We start from the raw sequence: 23,282 nt of genomic DNA, 5'->3' as shown, positions 1-23,282 counted from the left end.
TAACCTGTTCTACTCTAGCCCGACGACGCCGTCGAGAGTGAGGTTCCTCCTCGTGCGCCTGCCGACCCCACGCACGCTGGTCTCCCACCTGGTCTACGTCCCGTACGTCGCGATCCCCGAGGGCCGGATGGTCGACCTGCCCGGTCGCGGGACGACCTACGTGACCGACACGCCGGGCCCCACCCCGGACGCACCCGTCGTCGTGCTGCTGCACGCCGTGGGCTGCACGGGACTGCTGACGTGGTTCCCGTCGATCGGCCCGCTCTCCCGCCGCTTCCGGGTGGTGACGATGGACCTGCGGTGGCACGGGCGCGGCATCCAGTCCGAGGAGTTCTCGGTGCACGACTGCGCCGACGACGTCGCGGCGCTGGTCGAGGAGCTCGACCTCGGCCCGGCGATCGTCGCCGGCTACTCGATGGGCTCGATCGTCGCCCAGCGGGTCTGGCGCCGGCACCCCGAGATCGTCGCCGGGCTCGTGCTCTGTGCGACCACCGACCGGTTCCGCTCGACGGTCGCCGAGCGGAGCTTCCACGCGGCGACGGGACTGGCGATGGCGGCGACCCGTGGCTTCTCCCGGTCCCGCACGGCGGTCCGCGCGGCCCGGACGGCGGCCGCCGCGCTCGACCTGCAGCCCGACGACATCCACGACTGGGCCTTCCGCGAGTTCCGCAGCACCTCGCCGTGGGCCGTCGGCCAGGCGGTCGCTGCGCTGGGCCGGCACCACTCGCGGCCGTGGCTGGGCCGCATCGACGTGCCCACCGCGGTCGTGGTGACGACCCAGGACCACGTGCTCCCGGCGCGCAACCAGGTCGCGCTGGCTCGCCGCATCCCCGGCGCCACCACCCACGAGGTCGCCGCCGGCCACGCCGCGTGCGTGCTGCAGTCGGAGCGCTTCGTGCCGGCGTTCCTGGAGGCCGTGACGACCGTCAGCGCGCGGCGGCGCGGCTCCCGCTCTTCCGCTGCCGCTTCGGCGTCTGGGCGCTGACGACGGCGGCCTTGAGCGCGGCCAGCTCTGCCGGGAACCGGCGCACCAGGTCCTCGACGTCCGGCACCGACTCGCTGCACGCGATCACGCCGACGTGCACCTTGCCGTTGTTGGACATCACGGTGATGTTGAGTCCGGCGCCGTGGAAGACCGGCCCGAGCGGGTAGAGGCCCTCGATGAGCGCGCCCATGAAGTAGAGCGGGATCGGCGGGCCGGGCACGTTGGAGATGACCAGGTTGTGCACGACCGGGTGCCGCTCGGGCAGCCGCAGGCCGGCGTACGCGCGGACCGCGAGGCCGAAGGTGCGCGGCGCCGCGAACTCGGCCCAGTCCTGGAGGGAGTCGGCGCTGATCGCCTGGTGGTGCTCCTTGGCGTGCTGGTTGCGCTCGGCGAGGTCGCGCAGCCGCTCGAGCGGGTCCTCGGTGTCGGTGCCGAGCCGGGCGAAGAGGGCCGAGACCTTGTTGGCGCCGCCCGAGCGCTGGGACTCCGCGCGCACCGAGACGGGCACGGTCGCGAGCAGCGAGCTCGACGGCAGCTCGTCGCGCGCCTCGAGATAGCCGCGGAGCGCGCCGCCGGCGACCGCGAGCACCACGTCGTTGACGGTGGTGCCAGTGACGTTCTTGACCTGCCGGACGTCCTCGAGGCTCATGTCCGCGAGCGCGAGCGTGCGGTGGCCCGTGATCGTGCCGTTGAACGACGTGCGCGGCGCCATCAGGGGCGCCGCCATCGCGGTGCCCGCGCGGGCGCGTCCGATGGTCTCGGTCACGAGCTGCGCCGACGGCGTCACGAGGCGTACGGCGTTGAGCGGCCGCGCCAGCATGCTCACCAGGGACCGGCCGAACAGCTCCCGGTGGCCGGGCTCGCGGCCGGCCACGAGCGGCTCCACCTCGGTCACCGGGTCGGCGTCCGGCTCGAGGCTGCAGAGGTGCGAGATCAGGTTCGAGCCGGAGACGCCGTCGACGGTCGCGTGGTGCATCTTGGAGAACACCACGACGCGCTCCTGGCCGTCCGTGCCGTGGTAGCCCTCGATCACCCACATCTCCCACAGCGGGCGCGACCGGTCGAGCGGGAGGCCCGCCAGGTGGCTGGTGAGCTCGACGAGCTCGGCGTACCCGCCCGGTGACGGGAGCGCGAGCCGGTGCACGTGGTGGTCGATGTCGAAGTGCCGGTCCTGCACCCAGATCGGGTGGTCCAGGCCCAGCGGCACCTTGCGCAGCTTGCGGGTGAACTCGGGGACGTCGCGCACCCGGCGGTCGAGCTCGGCCCGGAACGCGGCGTAGCTGTAGCCGTCCGGGATCGTGCTCGGGTCGAGCACGATGACGCCGCACACGTGCATCAGCTGCGCGGGCGTCTCGAGGTACAGGAAGCTCGCGTCGAGCCCCGACAGCCGGTCCATGGTGCTCTCCCTCCGGTGGAACACGTTCTCGTTCTGAACGAGTCGTCGCGGCGGAGGACACGCGTGACCCGCCTCTCAGGCCAGCCTGCCCCGCGGCGCGTCGGACAACCAGGGCACATCGTCCCGTCTTCTACATTGGTAGGCATGGGGTTCCTCCGTCGCCAGGTCGTCACCGCCGCGCTCACCGCCAACGCGATCCGCCCGGTCCCCGGGTTCCGGGCCGGGATCCCGGCCTTCTTCGCGGGCTGGCTGACCTCGGAGCTCGTCCCGCACCTGATGGCCCTGACCGCCGCCGACACCACCGCGCACCTGCTCGGCCCCGGGTCACGTCGCGGCCGGCGACGCTCGAAGCGCGGGCTCGCCCTGGCGGTCGCGAACCTCGCCGGGCAGGCCTACCTGGCCGACCAGGCGCGCCGGGTGCAGAAGGACGCCGAGGACGCTCTCGTCGAGGGCCTCGGGTACGACTACATCGAGCAGCTCGACGCCAAGCCGACCCCCGCGGAGCTGGCCACGCCGTGGCGCTCGCTCGCCAACCCGTTCCGGATGCGCAACCGGGAGGTGGTCGTCGAGAAGGACATCCCCTACGCGCCCGAGCACGGCAAGCGCGGCCTGCTCGACATCTACCGCCCGGCCGGCGGGATCGACGGCCGCGCCCCCGTGCTGCTGCAGGTGCACGGCGGCGGGTGGACCATCGGCAACAAGGACCAGCAGGGCATCCCGCTCATGCACCACCTCGCCGCCAAGGGCTGGGTCTGCGTGGCGATCAACTACCGGCTCGCGCCGCGCGACCCGTTCCCCGCCCAGATCATCGACGTGAAGCGGGCGATCGCGTGGATCCGGGAGCACATCGCCGAGCACGGGGGCGACCCCGACTACATCGCGATCACCGGCGGCTCGGCCGGCGGCCACCTCGTCGCGCTCGCGGCGGTGACCGCCAACGACCCGGCGTACCAGCCCGGCTTCGAGGACGCCGACACCAGCGTCGCCGTCGCGGTGCCGCACTACGGCGTCTACGACTTCGCGGGCTCGACCGGGCTGCGCAGCGCCGAGCAGATGCGTGACAGGTTCCTCGCCCCGCGCGTCGTCCGGCAGCGCTGGTCGGAGGCCCCGGAGGTCTTCGAGGCGGGCACGCCGCTGCTGCGCGTCGGCAAGGACGCCCCGGACTTCTTCGTGCTGCACGGTGCCCACGACTCGCTGGTCTCGGTCGAGCAGGCGCGGCTCTTCGTCGCCCGGCTGCGGGAGGTCTCCGGCGCGACGGTCGTGTACGCCGAGCTCCCCGGCGCCCAGCACGCCTTCGACGTCTTCCCGTCGATCCGCAGCGCGCACGTGGTGCGCGCGATCGACCGCTACCTGCACTGGCACTGGAACGGCTGGCGGCGCGAGCATGGCTGACGACGAGCTCGCGACCCGGGTCCGGGCCGCGGCGCGTGCGTGCGCCACCGCCGTCTCCGGCCACCACCCCGGATCGCCCGCCGAGGCGTTCGAGGCGCTCGCCCGCGTGTGCGAGGAGCTCGGCATCGACTCCTGGGACACCTACGGGAGCGGCGGCGCGGTGACGATGCTCGAGGACGACCTCGTCGAGCGGTTCGGCGTCGAGGCCGCGGCGTACTTCCCCAGCGGGGTCATGGCGCAGCAGGCGGCGCTGCGGATCCACTGCGACCGCGCGGGCAGTCGTCGCGTCGCGCTGCCGGACCTCAGCCACCTGCTCGTGCACGAGGAGGACGGCCCGCGGATCCTCCACGACCTGGAGGTCGTGTTCCTGACGACCGGGTTCGAAGCCCCGACGGCGGCGCACCTCGACGCGCTGCCCGGACGGGTCGGCGCGGTGCTGGTCGAGCTGCCCCTGCGCGAGGCCGGCTGCCTGCTGCCGACGTGGGAGGAGCTCGACGAGCTGTCCGCCGCCTGCCGGGAGCGGGGCGTGGCGCTGCACGTCGACGGCGCCCGGATCTGGGAGTCGCAGGCCTGGTTCGACCAGCCGTTGTCCGAGATCGCACGCCGGGCGGACTCGACGTACGTCTCGTTCTACAAGGGACTCGGCGGGCTGACCGGCGCGGCGCTGCTCGGTCCGGCTGACTTCGTCGCCGAGGCGCGCCTGTGGCGGCGCCGGCTCGGCGGCACCACCTTCCGCGCCACCGCGGAGGCCGTGTCGGCCCTTGCGGGCCTGCGGGAGCAGCTGCCGCTCCTCCCCGACACGGTCGCCTGGGCCCGGTCGTTCGCGGCCGGCCTGCCGGCCGAGCTCGCCGTGCAGCCGGGGGTGCCGCAGACGAACCAGTTCCTGCTCTTCGCCAACGGCGACGCCGACGCGGCCAACGAGCGCACCGCCGCTGCGATCGAGGAGCATCGGATCGGTCTGCCGGTGTGGTCGTCCACGGACCAGCCCGGCCGGATCCGCACCGAGGTCGTGGTCTCCCCCACCGCCCTCGCGCTCGACCCGGCCGCGATGGCCGACCTGGTCGCCGGCCTCATCGTCGAGACGCGAAGTGGGAGCTGATCGCGGCCAGCATCCCCGCGTGCGCCTTGACCGCCTCCCGCGCGGTGTAGCCGGCCAGCAGGCGCGGCGCCGCGATGTGGAGCCGTTCGGAGACCTGCGTGCCGGTCGCCGTCGGCGCGAACGTCACCGTGCCGCGGAGCCGGACGCCCGGTGACTGGACCGCCTCGAACTCGACGTCACCGTGGTCGTGCACGTCCCACTGCGCCCGGTAGGTGATGCGGAAGGTGATCGGCCCCCACCTCATCCGGTCCACGACGCGGTAGCTCTGCCGGTAGCCGCCGGGGACGTCCGTGCGCGAGAGCTCCGTGACCGACACGATCAGCGGGTGCACCACCTGCAGGCTGTCGAGGTCCACGTAGAGGTCGCGGACGGCGTCCGGGGGCGCGGGCACCTCCGCTGCCACCGTGCGCTCGACGTGGGAGATCCACCAGCTCACGGCGACAACCTAGGGGGTCGGTGCTTCCTCTACTGGGATCCCGCGGCCTGGAGTCGCGCGGCGATCGGTTCGAGCGCGGTGACCAGGTCGGCGAGCTCCGCCGGCTCCAGACCGTCGTACGGCGCCTCGGCGAGCGCGTCGGTCAGTGACTCGATGCGGGCCTTCGTCGCCCGCCCGGCGTCGGTGAGGCGCCCGGCCGCGTCGAGGACGTCGCGCTCGCGCAGGCCGTCCATGACCGCCGCCAACCGCGCCTCGGGGAGGTGGTGGATCCGCCCGAACGACTCCGCCGGGTAGATGCCCATGTCGAGGGCGCTGAGCACGTGGGCCTCGGTCCGGTCGATCCCCTCGGCCATCAGCGCGACGACATGGCCGTCCCCGCGGTGCTCGCGCAGCATGTTGGCCGCGTGCCACAGCCGGGCGACCGGCTCCTCCGGCATCGGCAGCGACCGGAGACCGGCGTACATCACCCGGCCCTCGACCGGTGCGCTGACCGAGGCCCGGGCGAGAAGCGCGGCGGCCCGGGCCAGCCCCGGAGTCGCCACGAGGTCGCCGAGGATCCGCCGCAACGCGGCGACGCAGCCCTGTCGCCGCGCGGCGTGCGCCGCCTCGGGCGTGGCGACCTCCCAGACCCGGGGGACGTGGCGGGCCACCTCGCCCTCGGCGAAGCTGTAGAAGGCCGCGTCGACGACCTCCGCCGGGACCCGTCCGAGCGGCGCGGACCGGCCCGCGAAGTAGCCGTCCCAGTAGCTGCGGAAACCCAGCTCGGCCATGGACTCGTTGGGCTCGTCGGCGAAGAAGTTGACCAGCGCGATCGGCTCGGTGAGGTCGTACATCCGCCGGGCGACCGGCGTCGGGTGCGTCATCGTGTCATCTCCCGTGATCGTGGCGGCGCCCACGCGGGCGCCCGTCCACCCGTGCCACGAATGGGACACCCGCGATCCGACACCCGGTGGACGACCCATCCTGCCTGCGTCAGTGGACCTCCTCGGTCGACCGCGAGTCGGTGAGCGTCAGCGCACCCCATCCGGCGACCAGGCCGACGACGACGGCCAGCAGCGCGTAGGTCACCCGCTCGCCGTGGAAGAACGACGTGACCAGGTCGCTGCTCCACGCCCCGGCCGGGAGCCGCGTCGTGACCAGCGCGGCGATCATGGTGCCGACGACGGCGGTGCCGACGCTGGTGCCGATCTCCTGCGCGGTGTCGTTGAGCGCCGTGCCGATCGAGGTCCGGTTGCTCGGCATCGCGTCGACCAGCGCGACGGCGCAGATCGTCATCACGGTGCGGAGGCCGATCGTCATCACGACCATGCAGACCGCGATGGCGGCGTACCCGCGGTCCACCCCCCAGGCGAGGCCGGCCAGGGAGGCGGCCAGGCAGAGCGCGCCGACCAGGCAGGCGATCCGGTGGCCGAAGCGCTTCGCCAGGCCCTCGGACAGCGGCGTGGCGGCGACCATCGTGGTGATGATGGGCAGGTTCGCCAGGCCCGCCTTGACCGGGCTCCAGCCGTAGGCGAACTGGAAGTGCAGGATCAGCCCGAACATCACGGCCGCCATCGCGATGGCCGTGCCGACCTGGGCGATCGAGGCGCCGCGGACGGTGCCGTTGGCGAAGAGGCCCAGGTCCAGCATCGGGGCGGCGCTGCGGCGCTCGTGCCAGACGAACGCCACCCCGGCGACCACGGCGCCGAGCACGGAGGCCACGGTGATCGCGGACAGCCAGCCGTGCTCGACGCCGCTGGTGAGCGACCAGCAGGCGAGGCCGATGGTGGCGATGCTCAGCACGGCGCCCGGCAGGTCGAGCCGGTCGTCGGTGAGGTCCTCGGGCCGGTCGGCCGGGACGCCGAGGCGGACGCCGATGCAGGCGAGGAGCGCGATCGGGGCGTTGACGAGCAGCAGCCACTCCCAGCTCACGTGGGCGAGCGCGGTGCCGCCGAGCAGCGGGCCGAGGACGAACCCGGACATGCCGACGACGATCATCACGGTCATCGCGCGCATCCGCAGGTCCTTGTCGTCGAAGAGCCTGAACACCAGCGAGTTCGTGATCGGCGCCATCGCCGCAGCGGCGATGCCGAGGCCGGCGCGCAGCGCGATCAGCTCGCCGGCGCTCGAGACCAGGACGACCGTCAGGCTCAGCAGGCCGAAGACGGCGAGGCCGACGAGCAGCACGCGGCGCCGTCCGAAGCGGTCGGCGATCGAGCCCGCCGTCAGCAGCAGGCCGCCGAAGGTCAGGGCGTACGCGCCGGTGACCCACTGGAGGCCGGTCGTCCCGCTGCCGAGGTCGCGGGCGATCGTCGGCAGCGCGATCGAGAGCAGCGTGTTGTCGACCATCTCGACGAAGAACGCCAGGCAGAGGGCTGCCATGGGGATCCACGCCGCGCGCAGCGACGGGTAGGCGCGGGAGGGGGCGGGGGCCGCGGCGGCGGTCGTGGTGCTCATGGGTCGACCGTAGGGACGGCCGCTTTCAGGGCGGTTTCACGCCGGCTTCACCCGGCTTCACCCGGTTTCGGCCGATGAGTCCGGGGCGGCAGGACGGTCGGAGACCACATGGAGATCGACCTCTTCGCCGGTGTCCCCGTGACCGACTACGCCCGTAGCGTCGCGTGGATGGAGCGGCTGCTGGGCCGTCCGGCCGACTTCGTGGCCCACGAGACCGAGTGCGTGTGGGACGTGGCCGAGCACCGGTCGGTGTACGTCGTGCAGTACCCCGAGCACGCCGGGCACACGATGCTGATGCTCTTCCTGAGCGACCTCGAGGGCCACCTGGCCGAGGCGGCCGGGCGGGGCCTGGAGCCGGACCGGATCGAGGTCTACGGCGCGGTCCGCAAGGCGGTCTTCCTCGACCCCGACGGCAACGAGATCGGGCTCGGCGGGATGGTCTAGCGTCACCGCATGGAGCTGGAGTTCTCCGGTGAGGTCTGGCACTGGCGCGGCCCGGCACCCCACCACTTCGTGTGGGTGCCCGAGGACGAGGCCGAGCGGATCGACGACGTCGCCGGCGCGGTCACCTACGGCTGGGGCATGGTGCCGGTCACCGTGCACCTCGGCGGCTCGACGTGGGCCACCTCGCTGTGGCCGAAGGACGGCGGCTACATCGTGCCGCTGAAGCTCGCCGTACGCCGCCAGGAGGGGGTCGACGTCGGCGACACCGTCACCCTGCGGCTCGGCATCGCGCTCTAGCGGGGCAGGCCGAGGATCCGCTCCCCCGCGACGTTGCGGAGCACCTGCGTGGTGCCGCCGGCGATGGACAGGCAGCGGGTGTTGAGCATCTCCCAGACGTCGGCGCGCACCTCCTCGGAGTCGTCGAGGAGGATCGCGTCGCCGTGCAGCGACACCACGAGCTCGGCGCCGTCCTGGCGGTTGCGGACGCCGAGGAGCTTGGCGACGCTCGACTCGGCACCGGGACCACGGCCGGCGAGCGAGCGCAGCGTGGCCCGCACCCCCAGCAGGCCGCACACGGTCGCCAGCGCGATCGAGTGCCCGACCGCGACCTCGTGCGCCGCCGTCACCCCGCGCGCCGCCAGCGTGATCGCTCGCTCGGTGCTCTGCGAGAGCCGGGCGCTCGCCATCGCGACCCGCTCGTTGGCGAGCGTGGTGCGCGCGAGCCGCCACCCGTCGTCGACCTCGCCGACCACCATCGAGTCCGGCACGAACACGTCGTCGAGGAACACCTCGTTGAAGAGCGCCTTCCCGGTGATCTCGCGCAGCGGCCGCACCTCGATGCCGGGGCTGTTCCTCATGTCCACGAGGAAGTAGGTGATGCCCTTGTGCTTGGGCGCGTCGGGATTGGTGCGCGCGAGGCAGATGCCCCAGTCGGCGCGCTCGGCCACCGAGTTCCAGACCTTCTGCCCGCTGAGCCGCCAGCCGCCGTCGACCCTGTCCGCACGGGTGCGCAGCGAGGCCAGGTCGGAGCCGGCGCCGGGCTCGGAGAAGAGCTGGCACCACACCAGGTCGCCCAGCAACGACGGTGTGACGAACCGCTCGCGCTGCGCCTCGGTGCCGTGCTCCAGGATCGTCGGCAGCGCCCAGCCCGCGATCACGATGTCCGGCCGCTTGACGCCGGCGCGCGCGAGCTCCTGGTCGATGACGATCTGCGTGACGGCGTCCGCCCCCAGCCCGTACGGCGCCGGCCAGTGCGGCGTCAGGTAGCCGGTCTCGACGAACGCCGCCCGCTGCTCCCCCGCCGGCAGCGCCGCGATCCGGTCGACGGTGGCCCGGACCTCGTCACGCACGTCCTCGTCCCGGCCACCGAGGTCGAGCGACACCTGCCGCCGCGTCCCGCCCACGGCCGCCGCGGTCAGGCGCTCGGCGGCTGCGTCGCGCCCGCCCACGAGCGACCGCAGCGCCAGCGCCCGGCGCAGGTAGAGGTGCGCGTCGTGCTCGAACGTGAACCCGATCCCGCCGAGCACCTGGATGCACGACTTCGCGACCTCGACCGCTCCGTCGAACGCGACCGCGGCCGCGACGTCGGCAGCGAACGCCCACTGCTCCTCGGCCTCGTCCGCCGCCCCGGCCACGTCCCATGCCGCGGCGGTCACGGCCTCGGCCGTCTCGAGCATCTCGGCGCACAGGTGCTTGACCGCCTGGAAGGCGCCGATCGGCTGCCCGAACTGCTCGCGCACCTTCGCGTGCTCCACCGCCGTCGCCAGGCACCAGCGGGCGACGCCCGCGGCCTCGGCGGCGGCGAGCGTGACGGTCGTACGACGGACGCGCTCGGTCGTCAGGCCGGGGACGGCGACCCCGGCCGGCCCCTCGGCAGCCTCGACCCGGCCGAAGCGGCGGGTCAGGTCGAGCCCGGTCGAGGCCGCGACCTCCACGGCCCCGACCGGGAGCACTCGCCATCCGGTGCCGGGGTCCTCCAGCAGCACGTGGGTGACGGAGGGAGCGTCCCAGAGCACGCCACCGAGCGCCACCCCGACGATCGCGTCAGCGGCAGGCAGCTCCCCGAGCACCGCCGCGGCCACCGCCGGTCCGAGCAGCGGCCCCGGCACCAGCTCGTGGGCGCACGCCTCGAGCGCGACGGCCACGTCGAGCGTCGTCCCGCCGCCCCCACCTGCGGCCTCGGGCAGCCCGATCTCGGGCACCCCCATGTCCCGGACGGCCGTCCACACCTGCTCGAACCTCGCCCCCGCGTCCCCCTCGGCGGCGCGGGCGACGTCGCGACCACGGAGGTCGGCCGCCCACTTCCGGAGGCTGGACGCCAGCTCGACGTGCTCCTCGGAGATCCCGATCGACATGCTGCTCCCGGCTCGCTGGAAAACAAGAACGTGTTCTAGATCGTAGCCGCAGCCCGCGTCGTTTGCCCACGCGTCCATCAGGGCAAGCCTCCCCCGTAAGCGCCCCCGACCCGTGTCGCGTGCTGCCGCGCGAGGACGTCCGGGGAATCTTCGGCGAGTTCGGCGCCGACGGCCGTGCCCGCCAGACCTACCTCCGGCGCATCGCGACGGCCGACGAGCCCGTCGCCCCCGCGACCCGCAGCGGCGCCGGGCTGACGACGTCCTGCTTCTACACGTTCGGGGACTCCGCGGGCCACACGCTCGACGTCGAGGTCAGCCAGTACCCCTCGGCCGGCTCCTTGGCGCGGCGCTGGAAGGCACTGCGGTCGTCCGGCCCGCCGGTCGCGCGGACCGAGGGACAGGTGCTCAGCCTGCCCGCGACCCGCACCTTCGCCCTCCGCGCGGACGCCGCGATCCTCCAGCTCCGGTACGCGACCTTCGGAGACCTGCAGCGGCAGCGGCCGATGTCTGCCCGCGAACGCTCGTGGCAGCAGGTCCGCATGCGTCAGGTCCGGGAGGTCGTGGCAGCACATGTCGCCGACGGCAGCGCGGTCGCGGGGCCTGCGACCGTGACGACGGGCGTCGTGCCCCAGCCCGGCTCGCCGCCCTACCTCGCGCCCTGCAACCTGCTCACCGACGCCGTGCTCGAGGCCGCCGGCACCCCACCGCCCGGACCGGTCGACGTCGACTCCTCCTACGTGTCCCGCGACCCCTACACGGATGTGCCGGTCGCCAGCTGCGAGCGGCGCGGGACCGCGGGCGGCGTCAGCACGATGGCCGTCCTCGAGGTCCGGGTCGCCGGCACGCCCGTGCAGGCCGACGAGGCCCAGGCCAAGCACCTCGACAACCGCTACCCGCCGGGCACCCGCATCCGGAATGTGACGACCGACGCGGGCGCGGCGTACGTCGTCGACGTCGGCGGCACGCCGACCACGCGTGGCGGAGCCGGGCGATCCAGGTGGTCGTCGGCCCCTACGAGCCCTACCTGAACGTGCTGGCCGGGGTCACCGAGAAGCGGCCCTACGGGCGGTGGGCCGACGTCGAGGACCTCGTCGCCGCTGCCGACGAGCTCGCCGGCAGCCTCGGGTCCGAGGGCGAGCCGGACGTGCCCTAGGGTCACCCGCGTGACCGAGACGACCGACGCCTGGCTGCCGCACGCCCTGGACGCGAAGGGCTTCATGCCCGAGGACGAGGGGCTGCTCCTGCACCGCTACGCCCGCGAGCGGCTCCCGCACGGCCCCGTGCTCGAGGTCGGCACCTACTGCGGCAAGTCCGCGATCTACCTCGGCGCTGCGGCCCGCGAGCACGGCGGCACGGTCTTCACCGTCGACCACCACCGCGGCTCCGAGGAGAACCAGGCCGGCTGGGAGCACCACGACGCCTCCCTGGTCGACGACGAGCTCGGCCTCATGGACACGCTCCCGGTGTTCCGCCGGACGATCGCCCGCGCCGGCCTGGAGGACCAGGTCGTGGCCGTGGTCGGCCAGAGCACCACGGTCAGCGCGCACTGGCGCACTCCCCTGTCGCTGCTGTTCATCGACGGCGGGCACGCCGAGGTCCACGCGCAGGCGGACTTCTCCGGCTGGGCGCCGTGGGTGATGAGCGGCGGCCTGCTCGTCATCCACGACGTGTTCCCGGACCCGGCGGACGGCGGTCAGCCGCCGTACCACGTCTTCCTGCGCGCCCTCGAGGGCGGCTCCTTCACCGAGGTGGAGGCGCTGGGCTCGATGCGGGTCCTACGACGTACGGCCGGGGACGCTGGAGACGCCGTCGGCTGAGGGGCAGCCGCACTCCAGGCCCAGCTCGGCGAAGTGCGGGGCCAGCGAGGTGCCGCGCATGATGCCGGAGCCCGCGGTGCTGTGCCCGGCGACCTCGCCGAGGGCGTCGACGGCCAGGATCACGGCTGCGGCGGTGTAGGTCGTGTGCTCGTCGGGCCAGTGGACGTTGCGGGGCTCGCCGGTGGTCGCGTCGACGTCCGCGTCGCCGTACACCCAGCCGGTCCAGTAGCGCCCGTCGTCCTCGCGCAGGTGCTGCATGTCCCTGAGCAGCGTCAGCGCGCGCCGGTGGTCGCCGAGGATGTCGAGCGCCATCGCGAGCTCGCAGGTCTCCGCCCCGGTCACCCAGGGGTTGGTGGAGACGCAGAGGATGCCGAGGCCCGGCCGGACGAAGTCGTCCCACCGGCTGTCGAGCAGCTCGAACGCCGCCCGCCCCCGCACCGCGCCGCCGAGCACGGGGTAGTACCAGTCCATCGAGTGGATGGACTTGTCGGCGAAGAGGTCACGGTGCTCGCGTACGGCGTGGCCGAGCCGGCCCCCCGCGAGCTCCCACTCGGGCTGGGGGTCGTCGAGCAGGTCGGCGAGCGCGACGCCGGCCCGCAGCGACTGGTAGATGCTCGAGTTGCCGGTGAGCAGGCAGTAGTCCTCGGTCGGGGTGTAGTTGATGCCACCCCACGGCACCTGCTGGGCGACCACCCAGTCCAGCGCCGCACGGACCGTCGGCCAGTAGTGGCGGACGAACCCGATGTCGCGGCGCACCAGCCAGTGGTGCCAGATGCCGACGGCGAGGTAGGCCGTCATGTTCACGTCACCGCGGTCGTCGTCGGCCACGCCACCGACGATCTTCATCGGGAACGACCCGTCCGCGTGCTGCATCGTCGGCACCCAGGCGTAGGCCCGTTCGGCCGCCTCGACCTGCCCGCCGACCAGCATCGCCATCGCGGCCTCGACGTGGTTCCAGACGTCGACGTGCTCGCCGGTGGTCCACGGCACCGCGCCGCACGGCTCCTGCATCGCGGCGATCGCCGCCGCACTGTCGGCGACCTGCTCGGCGCTGAGGATGCCCTCGACGTACGGCAGGCTCATCGAGCCTCGTCCGGCTTGCGGAAGTAGAGGACCATGCTCTTGCCGATGAGCGGGTCGAGGACCTTGCCGGCGTACTGGAGCGCCTTGGGCTGCTTCATGATCTCCCAGACCAGCAGCTTGTGGTAGGCCTTCGCGGCCGGGTGGTTGTCGTTGTTGACGCCGACGGCGCACTTGATCCACCAGTAGGGCGCGTGCAGGCCGTGGACGTAGGCCTTGCCCTCGAAGACCATCGCGTCGCCGGGCGTGCCGTCGTTGAACCGGCCGGCCTTGGTGACCTTGTCGACCAGCTCGTGGTCGGTGTAGATCCGGATGTGGCCGCCCTCGGCGTTGTGGTAGTCGTCCGAGAGCTTCCAGTTGATGACCTCGGGCAGCCAGCGGGGCACGGTGATCGCCATCGTGCCGCCGGGGCGCAGCACCCGCACCAGCTCCTTGATCGCGTCGACGTCGGCGTGGATGTGCTCCAGCACCTCGGCCGCGACGATCCGGTCGAACTCACCGTCGGCGAAGGGCAGCTCGAGGGCGTCACCCTGCTTGATGTCGGCGTTGGCGCCGGCCGGGACCTCGCCCTGCTCCTTCATCGCGCCGAAGATCTCGAGCACACCGGCGAGCTCGTCGGCGTCCATGTCGAAGGCCATCACGTCGGCGCCGCGCCGGTACATCTCGAAGGCGTGCCGTCCGCCGCCGCAACCCATGTCGAGCACCCGGTCGCCGGGCAGCAGCCCGAGCCGGTCGAAGTCAACGGTCAGCAAGAGGGTGGTCCTTCCGGTAGTCCTCGATCACTTCTTCGTACGCCGCGGCGACCTTCTGAGCCACGGCCCGCCAGCTGAACAGCTCCTGGACGCGCTGCCGCCCGGCCACGCCGTACCGCTCCCGCCGGTCGGGGTCGTCGAGCAGCGCGGCGATGGCCTGCTCGAGCTCGCCGACGTCGCCGGGCGTCACCAGGTCGGCGCACAGGCCGTCGGGCCCGACGACCTCGGGGATCGCGCCGGCGTCGCTGGCGACCAGGGGCGTCCCGCACGCCATCAGCTCCGCGGTCGGCAGCGAGAAGCCCTCGTAGAGCGACGGCACGCAGGCCAGCTCGGCGGAGCCCATGAGCTCGACGAGCTCGGCGTCGCTGATGCCGTGCACGAAGCGCACGGAGTCCTGGATCGAGAGCTTGTCGATGAGCTTCTCGGTGCGGCCGCCGGGCTTGGGCTTGGTGACCAGGAAGAGCTCGACGTCGCGCTCGGTGCGCAGCTTGGCGAAGGCCTCGAGCAGGGTCGCGATGCCCTTCATCGGGGCGTCCGCGCTGGCCATCGCCATGATCCGCCCGGGGACGCGCGGCTGGGTCGGAGGCACGAAGATGTCGTCGACGCCGAGCAGGATCACCTGCATCCGGGCGGGGTCGACACCGAAGTCGGCGGCGATGTCGCGCTTCGAGGTCTCCGACGGCGTGAGGATCTTGCGCACCTGGCGGGCGACCCGCGCCTGCATCCTCACGAAGCCGTACCAGCGGGTGAGCGTGAGCTTGCGCCACGGGTTGCGGGTGGACTTGATGTCGATGCGGCGGTCGTAGCTGATCGGGTGGTGGAGCGTGGTGATCATCGGCAGGCCGAGCTTCTCGATCTCGAGCATCCCGTAGCCGAGCACCTGGTTGTCGTGCACGATGTCGAACTCGTCGACGCGGCCGCGCAGCTCGCGCACGGCGCGGAGGCTGAAGGTCTTGGGCTCGGGGAAGCCCGCCGCGCACATGGTGGCGAACTCCTCGACGTCGATGCGGTCGCGGAACTCCTTGAGCTTCGGCACCCGGAACGGGTCGGGCTCGCGGTAGAGGTCGAGGCTCGGCAGCTTGGTCAGCGCCACGCCCTCGTCGAGCTCGGGGTAGGGCTGCCCGGAGAACACCTCGACGGTGTGGCCCAGGTTGGTCAGCTCGCGGCTCAGGTGCCGGATGTAGATGCCCTGACCGCCGCAGTGCGGCTTGCTCCGGTACGACAGAAGTGCAACGCGCATCCGCACCCTTTCTCTCTGTGGGGCCGGGGTGCGATGACACGCGGGACCAGCCGAAGTGGAACGTGTTCCTATTTTAGACCATGGATTGTTAGCCTAGTCGGACATCACACAGTCGGTTCCAGCGGGACGGTCGTGAGTCCTCCTAGACTCAGCGGACGACCGACGATCTCGCATCCACCGCCTGAACCAGCACCCAGGGAGTCCGTGTGACCAGCGCCAACTCGTTGGCAGTCGACGATCTCGGCTCGGCCGCGCAGCGCGACCGACGCAAGCGGATCCTCGACGCCACGATCCAGCTCGCCTCCCAGGGCGGCTTCGACGCCGTGCAGATGCGGGCCGTCGCCGAGCGCGCCGACGTCGCTCTGGGCACGCTCTACCGCTACTTCCCCTCCAAGATCCACCTGCTCGTCTCCGCTCTCCAGCGGGAGTTCGAGCGCACCGAGCACACCCTGCGCGACAAGCCCGTGGACGGCGACACGGCCGCCGACCGCGTGATCAACGCGCTCAAGCGCACCACCCGCGGCATGCAGAGCGACCCGCAGCTGACCGAGGCGCTCACCCGCGCCTTCATGTTCGCCGACGCCTCGGTGGCCGCCGAGATCCACCAGGTCGGCATGCTGCTGACCACGATGGTCACCAAGGCCATGTACCCCGAGGGGCACGAGGAGCTCACCGAGGACGACGTCCAGATCGCCCGCGTGATCGGCGACGTCTGGCTCTCCGCCCTCGTCGGCTGGGTCACCGGGCGCTCGACGGCCGCCGAGACCGGTCAGCACATCGAGGTCGCGGTCCGGCTCATCCTGCGCGACTGACTCAGCGTCGGCCGCCGTCGACATGGATCGTCTGGCCGTCGACGTAGTCCGAGCGCATGATCCAGATCGCCGCCTCGACGACGTCGTCGAGCTCGCCGTGCCGACCGACCAGGGTCTGGCCGGCCGCCCCGGTGAGGAACGCCGACTTCGCGTCTCCCTTGCCGTCCCAGGCGCCGCTGTCGATGACACCCGGCGCGACGGCGTTGACCCGGACCGGGGCCAGGTTCGCGGCGAGGTGACGGACGGCGAAGTCGACCGCGCCGTTCGTCACCCCCTTGACGACCGACCCGGGCCCCGGCCGCCAGCCGACGACACCGGAGAAGAGCGTCATCGACCGGCGGATCTCGACATGCTTCGCGACCAGCAGGGGTCCGATGACCTTCGCCTCGAACGCGGCGACGACCCGGTCGCGGTCGAGCTCGGCGATCGGGACGTCGTGCGGGAGCGAGCCGAGGGTCACCACGTGGTCGACGGCGCCGACCCGCGCCGCGGCCGTCGCGATCGTCGCCTCGTCCGTGAGGTCGAGGCGTACGCCGCCCTCGATCGTCGACGGCTCGCGCGCTCCGACCACCACGTCCATGCCGAGCTCGCGCGCCCGCGCCGCGATGCCGGCGCCGATGCCGCGTCCGCCGCCGATCACCAGGAGCCGTTGTCCGTTGAGTTCGTTCATGGCCGTCACGGTATGCTTTCGATACCGCGTTACTTCAAGGGAACCGGAGCGACCGTGGACTACAACGTGATGGCGCGCACCTGTCCGTCCCGGGTCGTGCTCCACCGGATCGGCGCCCGGTGGACCGTCTTCGTCGTGAACGCGCTCGAGCCCGGACCGAAGCGCTTCGTCGAGCTCAAGACACACATCCAGGGCATCACTCCGAAGGTCCTCACCGAGACGCTGCGCACGCTCGAGCGCGACGGCCTCGTCCTCCGCACGGACCACGAGGAGAGCCCGCCCCGCGTGGAGTACGAGCTCACCGCGCTCGGCCGCTCGCTCCTCGAGCCGCTGCGCGCCGTGCGGCTGTGGGCCGAGGCGCACGTCCCCGAGATCCAGGCCGCCAACGCGGCCGCGGTCGCGCGTGGCCGATGAGCGCCAACGGGTCGGCGACCGCGCTCACGACCCGACGGCGGCCCGCTGCGCCAGGGGCTCCAGCCCGCACGCGGTGGCGAAGCCGTCGGACTCGATGCCGAGCGCGACGTTGGCTCGGGTGGTGAAGTTGGCGAACGCGATCACAGCGGTCAGCTCGACCACAGCGGCGTCGCCGAGGTGCGCACGGAGCGACGGGACCATCTCGTCGGTCACGGTCGGCTCGGTCTCCGTCATCGCCTCGGCGTAGGCGAGCACCTCGCGCTCCAACGACGTGAACGTCGCCGACTCGCGCCAGCGCGGGATCTCGCGGGCCTTGGTCATGTCCAGGTCCAGGTTGTGCGCCTCGAAGTAGTTGAAGTCGAGGCACCAGGTGCAGCCGACCCGGGACGCGACCGCCATGTGGGCGAACGACTTGAGCTGCTCGTCGCAGGCGTCCCACTTCTTGACCTTGCCGCCGAGGGCCGCCATGTCCATCAGCACCCTCTGGTTGTGCCAGTAGACGCATGAAGACACCGGCCGGCGCTCGCGTGTGACAGAGACGCCGACCAGACCCTCCCCTTGACGAGGACCCGGTGTGGCCACATACTTAGGCATATGCCTAAGTATCACGACGAGCTCGACGCCGTGCTCCGCGCCCTCGCGGACCCCACGCGCCGGGCCGTCGTCGAGCGGCTGGCGAAGTCCCCCGCCGTCGTCTCCGAGCTGGCCGCGCCGTTCTCGATGGCGTTGCCGTCGCTCATGCAGCACCTGCGGGTGCTCGAGGACGCCGGCGTCGTCACCTCCGAGAAGCACGGCCGCGTGCGGACGGTGAGCCTCCGACCGGGCGCGCTCGACGTCCTGCACGTGTGGCTGGGCGAGCAGCGCACCCCCGCCGAGCACCAGGCCGACCAGCTGGGCATCCACCTGACCCGCACCAACCCGGAAGGACACTGACATGACCCGAGTTCGACTCGACCTGTTCGCCTCGCTGGACGGCTACACCTCCGCGGGCTCGACCCCGGACAGCCCGATGGGTGAGGACTGGGGTCCTCTCACCGCGGCCTACGCCGCGACCCGGACCTTCCGCGAGCACGTCCTCGGCGACACCACCGGCGGCGGCACCACGGGCGTCGACGAGACCTACGCAGCCGCCTTCAGCGAGGGCGTCGGCGCGGAGATCATGGGCGCGGCGATGTTCGGGCTGCACACCTTCCCCGACGATCCGGACTGGAAGGGCTGGTGGGGCGACGAGCCGCCGTACGGCACCCCGGTCTACGTGCTGACCCACACCGCGCCACGTCCCCCGATCCCGATGGCGGGCGGCACGACGTTCCACTTCCGCGACGCCGCGATCGAGGACGTGCTCGCCGAGGCGGCCGAGGCGGCCGCCGGCCAGGACGTGCGCATCGGAGGCGGCATCGGCACCGCGCGCGCCTTCCTGCTCGCCGGCCTCGTCGACGACCTGCACGTCATGACCGCGCCGATCGTCCTCGGTCGCGGCCTGCGGGTCTGGGACGACCTGCGCGGCCTCGAGACCACCCACAAGCTGACCACCGAGGTGGCCGAGAGCGGCACCATCCACCTCACCTTCACCCGATAGGACCCAGGCATGACCATCGAGCGCCGCATCGCTCGCGCGGGATTCACCCTGACCCGCGACTACTCCGCCCCCGTCGCTCGTGTCTGGGACGCGTTCGCCGACGAGAGCCAGAAGCTGGCCTGGTGGGGGTCCGGCGACACCTTCGAACGCGGCGAGTGGGCCTTCGACTTCCGCGTCGGCGGAGTCGACGTGGCCGAGGGCCGCTTCCACGACGGCCCGGTCTCCCGCTACGAGGCGACCTACACCGACATCGTCGAGCACAACCGCATCGTCACCACCTACGACATGTGGCTCGACGGTGTGCACATGTCGACGTCGGTCGCCTCTCTCGAGTTCGAGCCGATCGACCGGGGAACCAGGTTCACCCACGTCGAGCACGGCGCGTTCTTCGACCAGTTCTGGGCCGACGGGCCCAACCGCGAGCAGGGCAGCCGAGGCCTGCTCGCCGCTCTCGGCGACCATCTGGACGGGACGTGACGAAGCCGCCGCGCTCAGGCGCCCTCGACCAGCTCCGCGAGCCGGTCGATCGAGGCCCGGAGCCGCTCTGAGGTGGTCGCCCGAGCCCGCGGGATGCGCCGCTCGTCCTCCAGGTCGGTCCAGTCGTAGGTGTGGGTGACGCGCGTGCGTCCCGGCTCGGTCGCCTCGAGCTCCCAGCGCCACAGGTGGCCCGGCGGCTGCTGCCCGGGCTCCGCCGGGCGCCAGGCGATCCGGCGTCCCTCGTCGAACTCGACGACGTGGTTCTCCCGGACGTTGCCCTTGGTCGTCGTCATCGTGAAGACGTCGCCCACGGCCCGGACGCGCTGGCCCGGCTCGGCGGTCGAGAGGTTGTCGTTGCCGTCCCAGCGCGGCTGCTGCGCGGGGTCGGCGATCAGCTCGAAGATCGTGGCCGCATCCGCGGCGATGTCGCGGGCGGCGCTGGTGACCCGTGCGGGTTCGTCGATGTCGGCCATGTCGGCATCAAAGCACGGAGCCCAGGCGGGGCGCCGGGATCGTCGGCCGCTACCCGACGTACGGCGCGGTCGAGCCGCCCAGCTCCATCACCGGCAGCCCGAGCTTGCGGTGGTCCCAGGAGCGCACCCGGTCGGGGACGAGCCGGAGCGCGGCGCGGTTGTGCGCCATGAACTCCACGAACGGCTTCATCTCCTCGGAGTACGCGCCGTTGTAGCGCTCGAAGATGTTGACGCAGACGTCCCAGACGACGGCCTCGTCCTCGATCACCTCCGCGCGACCCTCGATCGCGACGCCGCGCAGCTGGTCGTAGGTGTGGCCGGCCTCGACGAGGAACGAGCAGCGCGGGTCGCGCCGCACGTTGACGGTCTTCTGGGCCTTCTTCTTGGTCTCGAACCAGATCTCGCCGTCGATCACGGCGTACCACATGCCGACGAGGTGGATCTGCCCCTGCGGTCCGTAGGTGGCCAGCGTCGAGGATCGCTGCTGGTCGAGGAACTCGGCGACCTCGGCGTCGCTCATCACGACCTGGCCGCGCTGGTTGGCCATGTCAGCCTCCGAAGGCGTGGGTCGCGGTGACGCCACCGTCGATCGAGATCTCCGCACCGTTGACGTAGGCCGACTCGTCGCTGGCGAGGTAGACGTAGAGCGGCGCGATGTCCTCGGGCTGGCCGACCCGGCGCAGCGGCACCTTGGAGGCGCCGAACTCCATCGCCGCGTCTCCCCCGTGCACCCGCGTCATCGGGGTGTCGATCATGCCGGGGTGGATCGAGTTCACCCGGATGCCCTTGGGTCCGAGCTCCATCGCGGCGCACTTGGTCATGCCGCGGATCGCCCACTTCGTGGCGGCGTACGCCGTGCAGCCCGGCATCCCCGCCAGGCCCTCGACCGACGAGGCGTTGATGATCGAGCCACCGCCGTTCTTGCGCATCGTCCGCGTGACCGCCTGCATGCCGAGGAAGCACCCGAGCTGGTTGACGCGCCAGAGCAGCTCGACCTCGTCGGCACCCATCCGCTCGATGTCGCCGAAGCGCAGGATGCCGGCGTTGTTGGCGAGCACGCTGACCGGACCGAACCGCTCGTTGGTGTCCTCGACGACCGTCTCCCACGACGCGGCGTCGGAGACGTCGTGCGCGGCGAAGTGGGCGCTCGCGCCCAGCTCGTCGGCCAGCGCCTGCCCCGCCTCCTTGGCGACGTCGGCGATGACCACCTTCGCACCCTCGCCGACGAACGCCCGCACGATCGCGGCGCCCTGGCCCTGCGCGCCGCCGGTGACGATGGCGACCTTGCCCGCGAGCCGCGCCATCAGACGGTCAGCTTCATGATCGAGTCCGCGGCGAAGCCCGCCGCCGGGTCGCGGTCGGTGAAGTAGCCGCCGAGCTGCTTGTCGAGGTCCTCGGCGGTCCACAGGGTGCCGGACTTGTCGAAGCGCTCCTCGACGGTCGGGGGCGCGACCAGCGCGACCATGCCGCCGTAGACGACGAAGACCTGGCCGGTGATCCGCGCCGCGGCGTCGGAGGCGAGGTAGGCGACCACCGGTGCGACGTGCTCGGGCGAGTAGGGGTCCACCTCGTCGCCGGACGTGTCCTCGCCGAAGACCTGCGCGGTCATCGCCGTGCGGGCCCGCGGGCAGATCGCGTTGGCTCGGACGCCGGAGCTGCCCATCGCCCGTGCCGTCGACACGGTCAGCGCGGCGATGCCGGCCTTGGCGGCGCCGTAGTTGGCCTGGCCCGGAGGGCCGGACAGGAACGCCTCCGAGGCCGTGTTGACCACGCTCGCGTTGACCGGGGCGCCGGTCTGCTTGGCCTGCGCGCGCCAGTACGCCGCAGCGTTGCGGGAGAGCAGGAAGTGGCCCCGTAGGTGGATGTGGACGACCAGGTCCCACTCCTCGTCGCTCATGTTGAAGAGCATCCGGTCACGGGTGACGCCGGCGTTGTTGACGACGACGTCGAGCCGGCCGAAGCCCTCGACGGCGGCGGCGAGCATGGCGTCGGCGGTGGCCCGCTCCCCCACGTCACCGGGCACCACGCTGGCCTCGCCGCCGCGCGAGCGGATCTCCTCGGCCGTGCCGTCGGCCCCACCCGGCAGGTCGTTGAGCACGACGCGGGCACCGGCGTCGGCCAGCGCGAGCGCCTCGGCGCGGCCGAGACCGGCGCCGGCACCGGTCACGATCGCGACCCGGCCGTCGAGAGACGTGGTCACGTCAGTCCTCCAGGGAGATGGCGGCGCGCGGGCAGGCAGCCACGGCGCGCTGGACGGCGTCGATGTTGTCGGGCGTCGTCTCCTCGGTGCGGAGCTGCAGGAAGTCGTCGTCGTCCAGCTCGAAGACCTCGGGCGCGAAGCCCTCGCACAGGCCGTTGGACTCGCAGAGGTCGAAGTCGACCTTGATCTTCATGGACTAGCTCCCTTCCGAGGAGTGACCGGGGAACACGTGGGCGCTCGGGTCGATGACGACCGCGGCGTTGTTGATCGCGGTCGCGGCCTCGCCGAACCCGACGGCGATCAGCCGGACCTTGCCGGGGTACTCGGTGATGTCGCCGGCCGCGAAGACGCGAGCGAGGTTGGTGCGCATCGAGGAGTCGACGACGACGTGCCGCTTCTGCACCTCGATCCCCCACTGCTGGATCGGACCGAGGTCGGCGATGAAGCCCAGGGCGGCGACGATCGCCTGCGCGGGCCGAGTGGTCACCTCGCCGTCGACGGTGATCTCGACAGACTCCACGGTGCCGTTGCCCCGGATCGCGGACACCTCGGCCTTGGTGACGATCTCGACCCGCGACGCCCGCACGGCCTCGACGGTGCGCGCGTGGGCACGGAAGGCGTCGCGCCGGTGCACGAGCGTCACCGACTGCGCCACCGGCTCGAGGTGGAGCGCCCAGTCGAACGCGCTGTCACCGCCGCCGACGATCACGACGTCCTTGCCGGCGTACGGCTGGAAGCTCGGCACGAAGAACTCCAGGCCGCGGCCCAGCCAGTCGTCGCCGACGGGCAGCGGACGCGGGCTGAACTTGCCGATGCCGGCGGTGATCAGCACCGCCTTGGCGCGCACCTCGGTGCCGTCGTCGAGGCCGACGGTGACGCCGTCGGCGTCCTCGACCAGCGTCGACGCGGTGCGCGAGAGCAGGTACGTCGGCTCGGCGGTGCCGGCCTGCTCGACCAGCCCCTCGACGAGCTCGCGGCCCTTGACGGTCGGGAACCCCGCGACGTCGAGGATCTGCTTCTCGGGGTACATCGCGGTGATCTGGCCACCGAGCTCGGGGAGCGAGTCGACGACCGCGACGCTCATCCCGCGGAAGCCGGCGTAGTAGGTGGCGAACAGGCCGGTGGGGCCGGCGCCGATGACGAGGAGATCGGTCTCGACGGGGTTCTCTGCAGTGGGAGCCACGCGGCGATCCTTCTCCTCTCAGGGGGACGACTCAACTATAACC

The 23,282-nt window shown here is 72.3% G+C and carries 29 protein-coding genes; 13 read left to right on the top strand and 16 right to left on the bottom strand.

From position 1 onward, the window contains the following. Positions 1 to 52 precede the first annotated feature (52 nt). On the top strand, positions 53 to 985 hold the full coding sequence (locus tag HZF07_RS02495; RefSeq protein WP_309504294.1) for an alpha/beta fold hydrolase: 933 nt from the start codon (positions 53 to 55) through the stop codon (positions 983 to 985). Here the strand turns inward: HZF07_RS02495 and HZF07_RS02490 are convergent. Beyond that, a complete protein-coding gene (locus HZF07_RS02490; protein ID WP_157346732.1) occupies positions 927 to 2,381 on the bottom strand; it encodes a WS/DGAT/MGAT family O-acyltransferase in 1,455 nt (484 codons plus the stop codon). The genes HZF07_RS02495 and HZF07_RS02490 overlap by 59 nt on opposite strands. A gap of 144 nt (positions 2,382 to 2,525) precedes the next feature. Here HZF07_RS02490 and HZF07_RS02485 point away from each other — a divergent pair, with 144 nt between their 5' ends. Together HZF07_RS02485 and HZF07_RS02480 are read left to right on the top strand one after the other, a co-directional pair. Continuing rightward, positions 2,526 to 3,773: an alpha/beta hydrolase gene (locus tag HZF07_RS02485; RefSeq protein WP_157346730.1), complete on the top strand. Its 1,248-nt coding sequence runs from the start codon at positions 2,526 to 2,528 to the stop codon at positions 3,771 to 3,773. Beyond that, complete coding sequence (locus HZF07_RS02480) at positions 3,766 to 4,872, top strand: threonine aldolase family protein (RefSeq protein WP_157346728.1); 1,107 nt, start codon at positions 3,766 to 3,768, stop codon at positions 4,870 to 4,872. The genes HZF07_RS02485 and HZF07_RS02480 overlap by 8 nt, the downstream gene beginning before the upstream one ends. On the opposite strand, the gene HZF07_RS02475 is transcribed toward HZF07_RS02480, so the two are convergent. From HZF07_RS02475 to HZF07_RS02465, 3 genes are all read right to left on the bottom strand, one after another. Beyond that, positions 4,844 to 5,308, bottom strand: a complete 465-nt coding sequence (locus HZF07_RS02475) for an SRPBCC family protein (protein ID WP_181644675.1) — start codon at positions 5,306 to 5,308, stop codon at positions 4,844 to 4,846. The genes HZF07_RS02480 and HZF07_RS02475 overlap by 29 nt on opposite strands. A gap of 29 nt (positions 5,309 to 5,337) precedes the next feature. Further along, the gene (locus HZF07_RS02470; protein WP_157346726.1) at positions 5,338 to 6,171 is read right to left on the bottom strand and encodes an SCO6745 family protein; all 834 of its coding nucleotides are present in this window, start codon (positions 6,169 to 6,171) and stop codon (positions 5,338 to 5,340) included. Positions 6,172 to 6,280: 109 nt separating this feature from the next. Further along, positions 6,281 to 7,744, bottom strand: coding sequence for an MFS transporter (locus tag HZF07_RS02465; RefSeq protein ID WP_157346724.1), 1,464 nt, complete (start codon positions 7,742 to 7,744; stop codon positions 6,281 to 6,283). Between the two features lie 108 nt (positions 7,745 to 7,852). Here HZF07_RS02465 and HZF07_RS02460 point away from each other — a divergent pair, with 108 nt between their 5' ends. Then, the gene (locus HZF07_RS02460) at positions 7,853 to 8,188 is read left to right on the top strand and encodes a VOC family protein (RefSeq protein WP_157346722.1); all 336 of its coding nucleotides are present in this window, start codon (positions 7,853 to 7,855) and stop codon (positions 8,186 to 8,188) included. Positions 8,189 to 8,197: 9 nt separating this feature from the next. Further along, a complete protein-coding gene (locus tag HZF07_RS02455; protein ID WP_157346720.1) occupies positions 8,198 to 8,485 on the top strand; it encodes a DUF1905 domain-containing protein in 288 nt (95 codons plus the stop codon). On the opposite strand, the gene HZF07_RS02450 is transcribed toward HZF07_RS02455, so the two are convergent. Continuing rightward, a complete protein-coding gene (locus HZF07_RS02450; protein WP_157346718.1) occupies positions 8,482 to 10,542 on the bottom strand; it encodes an acyl-CoA dehydrogenase family protein in 2,061 nt (686 codons plus the stop codon). The genes HZF07_RS02455 and HZF07_RS02450 overlap by 4 nt on opposite strands. 119 nt (positions 10,543 to 10,661) lie before the next feature. Here HZF07_RS02450 and HZF07_RS02445 point away from each other — a divergent pair, with 119 nt between their 5' ends. From HZF07_RS02445 to HZF07_RS02435, 3 genes are read left to right on the top strand one after another with little or no spacing between them, the layout of a single operon-like run. Next, entirely contained in the window at positions 10,662 to 11,570 is a 909-nt protein-coding gene (locus HZF07_RS02445; protein ID WP_157346716.1) for a hypothetical protein, read from the top strand. Next, positions 11,540 to 11,695: a hypothetical protein gene (locus HZF07_RS02440; protein ID WP_157346714.1), complete on the top strand. Its 156-nt coding sequence runs from the start codon at positions 11,540 to 11,542 to the stop codon at positions 11,693 to 11,695. Before HZF07_RS02445 ends, HZF07_RS02440 begins: the two co-directional genes overlap by 31 nt. Positions 11,696 to 11,705: 10 nt before the next feature. Then, complete coding sequence (locus HZF07_RS02435) at positions 11,706 to 12,359, top strand: class I SAM-dependent methyltransferase (protein WP_309504291.1); 654 nt, start codon at positions 11,706 to 11,708, stop codon at positions 12,357 to 12,359. Here the strand turns inward: HZF07_RS02435 and HZF07_RS02430 are convergent. From HZF07_RS02430 to HZF07_RS02420, 3 genes are read right to left on the bottom strand one after another with little or no spacing between them, the layout of a single operon-like run. Continuing rightward, a complete protein-coding gene (locus HZF07_RS02430; protein ID WP_157346712.1) occupies positions 12,318 to 13,442 on the bottom strand; it encodes a prenyltransferase in 1,125 nt (374 codons plus the stop codon). The genes HZF07_RS02435 and HZF07_RS02430 overlap by 42 nt on opposite strands. After that, a complete protein-coding gene (locus HZF07_RS02425; protein WP_157346710.1) occupies positions 13,439 to 14,191 on the bottom strand; it encodes a class I SAM-dependent methyltransferase in 753 nt (250 codons plus the stop codon). The genes HZF07_RS02430 and HZF07_RS02425 overlap by 4 nt, the downstream gene beginning before the upstream one ends. Next, positions 14,178 to 15,431 carry a glycosyltransferase family 4 protein gene (locus HZF07_RS02420; protein WP_157346708.1) on the bottom strand — a complete coding sequence of 418 codons (1,254 nt, stop codon included), beginning with the start codon at positions 15,429 to 15,431 and terminating at the stop codon, positions 14,178 to 14,180. The genes HZF07_RS02425 and HZF07_RS02420 overlap by 14 nt, the downstream gene beginning before the upstream one ends. 206 nt (positions 15,432 to 15,637) lie before the next feature. Between HZF07_RS02420 and HZF07_RS02415 the strand changes: the two genes are divergently transcribed. After that, positions 15,638 to 16,243, top strand: coding sequence for a TetR family transcriptional regulator (locus HZF07_RS02415; RefSeq protein WP_181644674.1), 606 nt, complete (start codon positions 15,638 to 15,640; stop codon positions 16,241 to 16,243). A 1-nt stretch (position 16,244) separates the two neighbouring features. On the opposite strand, the gene HZF07_RS02410 is transcribed toward HZF07_RS02415, so the two are convergent. Beyond that, positions 16,245 to 16,913, bottom strand: a complete 669-nt coding sequence (locus tag HZF07_RS02410; protein ID WP_157346706.1) for an SDR family oxidoreductase — start codon at positions 16,911 to 16,913, stop codon at positions 16,245 to 16,247. 54 nt (positions 16,914 to 16,967) lie between these two features. On the opposite strand from HZF07_RS02410, the gene HZF07_RS02405 reads away from it, so the two are divergent. Then, the gene (locus HZF07_RS02405; RefSeq protein ID WP_309504289.1) at positions 16,968 to 17,327 is read left to right on the top strand and encodes a winged helix-turn-helix transcriptional regulator; all 360 of its coding nucleotides are present in this window, start codon (positions 16,968 to 16,970) and stop codon (positions 17,325 to 17,327) included. Positions 17,328 to 17,351: 24 nt separating this feature from the next. On the opposite strand, the gene HZF07_RS02400 is transcribed toward HZF07_RS02405, so the two are convergent. After that, positions 17,352 to 17,801, bottom strand: a complete 450-nt coding sequence (locus HZF07_RS02400) for a carboxymuconolactone decarboxylase family protein (protein ID WP_198346521.1) — start codon at positions 17,799 to 17,801, stop codon at positions 17,352 to 17,354. A 120-nt stretch (positions 17,802 to 17,921) separates the two neighbouring features. Between HZF07_RS02400 and HZF07_RS02395 the strand changes: the two genes are divergently transcribed. The 3 genes from HZF07_RS02395 to HZF07_RS02385 are packed head-to-tail and all read left to right on the top strand — an operon-like array spanning position 17,922 to position 19,383. After that, a complete protein-coding gene (locus tag HZF07_RS02395) occupies positions 17,922 to 18,260 on the top strand; it encodes an ArsR/SmtB family transcription factor (protein ID WP_157346702.1) in 339 nt (112 codons plus the stop codon). Between the two features lies 1 nt (position 18,261). Beyond that, positions 18,262 to 18,906, top strand: coding sequence for a dihydrofolate reductase family protein (locus HZF07_RS02390; protein WP_157346700.1), 645 nt, complete (start codon positions 18,262 to 18,264; stop codon positions 18,904 to 18,906). Positions 18,907 to 18,915: 9 nt separating this feature from the next. Next, the gene (locus HZF07_RS02385) at positions 18,916 to 19,383 is read left to right on the top strand and encodes an SRPBCC domain-containing protein (protein ID WP_157346698.1); all 468 of its coding nucleotides are present in this window, start codon (positions 18,916 to 18,918) and stop codon (positions 19,381 to 19,383) included. A gap of 14 nt (positions 19,384 to 19,397) precedes the next feature. Here the strand turns inward: HZF07_RS02385 and HZF07_RS02380 are convergent, their stop codons facing one another. From HZF07_RS02380 to HZF07_RS02355, 6 genes are read right to left on the bottom strand one after another with little or no spacing between them, the layout of a single operon-like run. Then, complete coding sequence (locus tag HZF07_RS02380) at positions 19,398 to 19,856, bottom strand: SRPBCC family protein (RefSeq protein ID WP_157346696.1); 459 nt, start codon at positions 19,854 to 19,856, stop codon at positions 19,398 to 19,400. 49 nt (positions 19,857 to 19,905) lie between these two features. Beyond that, on the bottom strand, positions 19,906 to 20,403 hold the full coding sequence (locus HZF07_RS02375; RefSeq protein WP_157346694.1) for a pyridoxamine 5'-phosphate oxidase family protein: 498 nt from the start codon (positions 20,401 to 20,403) through the stop codon (positions 19,906 to 19,908). Between the two features lies 1 nt (position 20,404). Next, the gene (locus HZF07_RS02370) at positions 20,405 to 21,160 is read right to left on the bottom strand and encodes an SDR family NAD(P)-dependent oxidoreductase (protein ID WP_157346692.1); all 756 of its coding nucleotides are present in this window, start codon (positions 21,158 to 21,160) and stop codon (positions 20,405 to 20,407) included. Then, a complete protein-coding gene (locus tag HZF07_RS02365; RefSeq protein ID WP_181644673.1) occupies positions 21,160 to 22,056 on the bottom strand; it encodes a 3-oxoacyl-ACP reductase in 897 nt (298 codons plus the stop codon). Before HZF07_RS02365 ends, HZF07_RS02370 begins: the two co-directional genes overlap by 1 nt. A 1-nt stretch (position 22,057) precedes the next feature. Next, the gene (locus HZF07_RS02360) at positions 22,058 to 22,249 is read right to left on the bottom strand and encodes a ferredoxin (RefSeq protein ID WP_157346690.1); all 192 of its coding nucleotides are present in this window, start codon (positions 22,247 to 22,249) and stop codon (positions 22,058 to 22,060) included. Between the two features lie 3 nt (positions 22,250 to 22,252). Beyond that, positions 22,253 to 23,239 carry an NAD(P)/FAD-dependent oxidoreductase gene (locus HZF07_RS02355; RefSeq protein ID WP_181644672.1) on the bottom strand — a complete coding sequence of 329 codons (987 nt, stop codon included), beginning with the start codon at positions 23,237 to 23,239 and terminating at the stop codon, positions 22,253 to 22,255. Between the last annotated feature and the right edge of the window lie 43 nt (positions 23,240 to 23,282).

The organism is Nocardioides agri, assembly GCF_013778305.1.
Classification (GTDB): domain Bacteria; phylum Actinomycetota; class Actinomycetes; order Propionibacteriales; family Nocardioidaceae; genus Nocardioides; species Nocardioides agri.
Note: the sequence above shows the minus strand (reverse complement) of the source record. Positions and strands in the feature narration are given on the sequence as shown.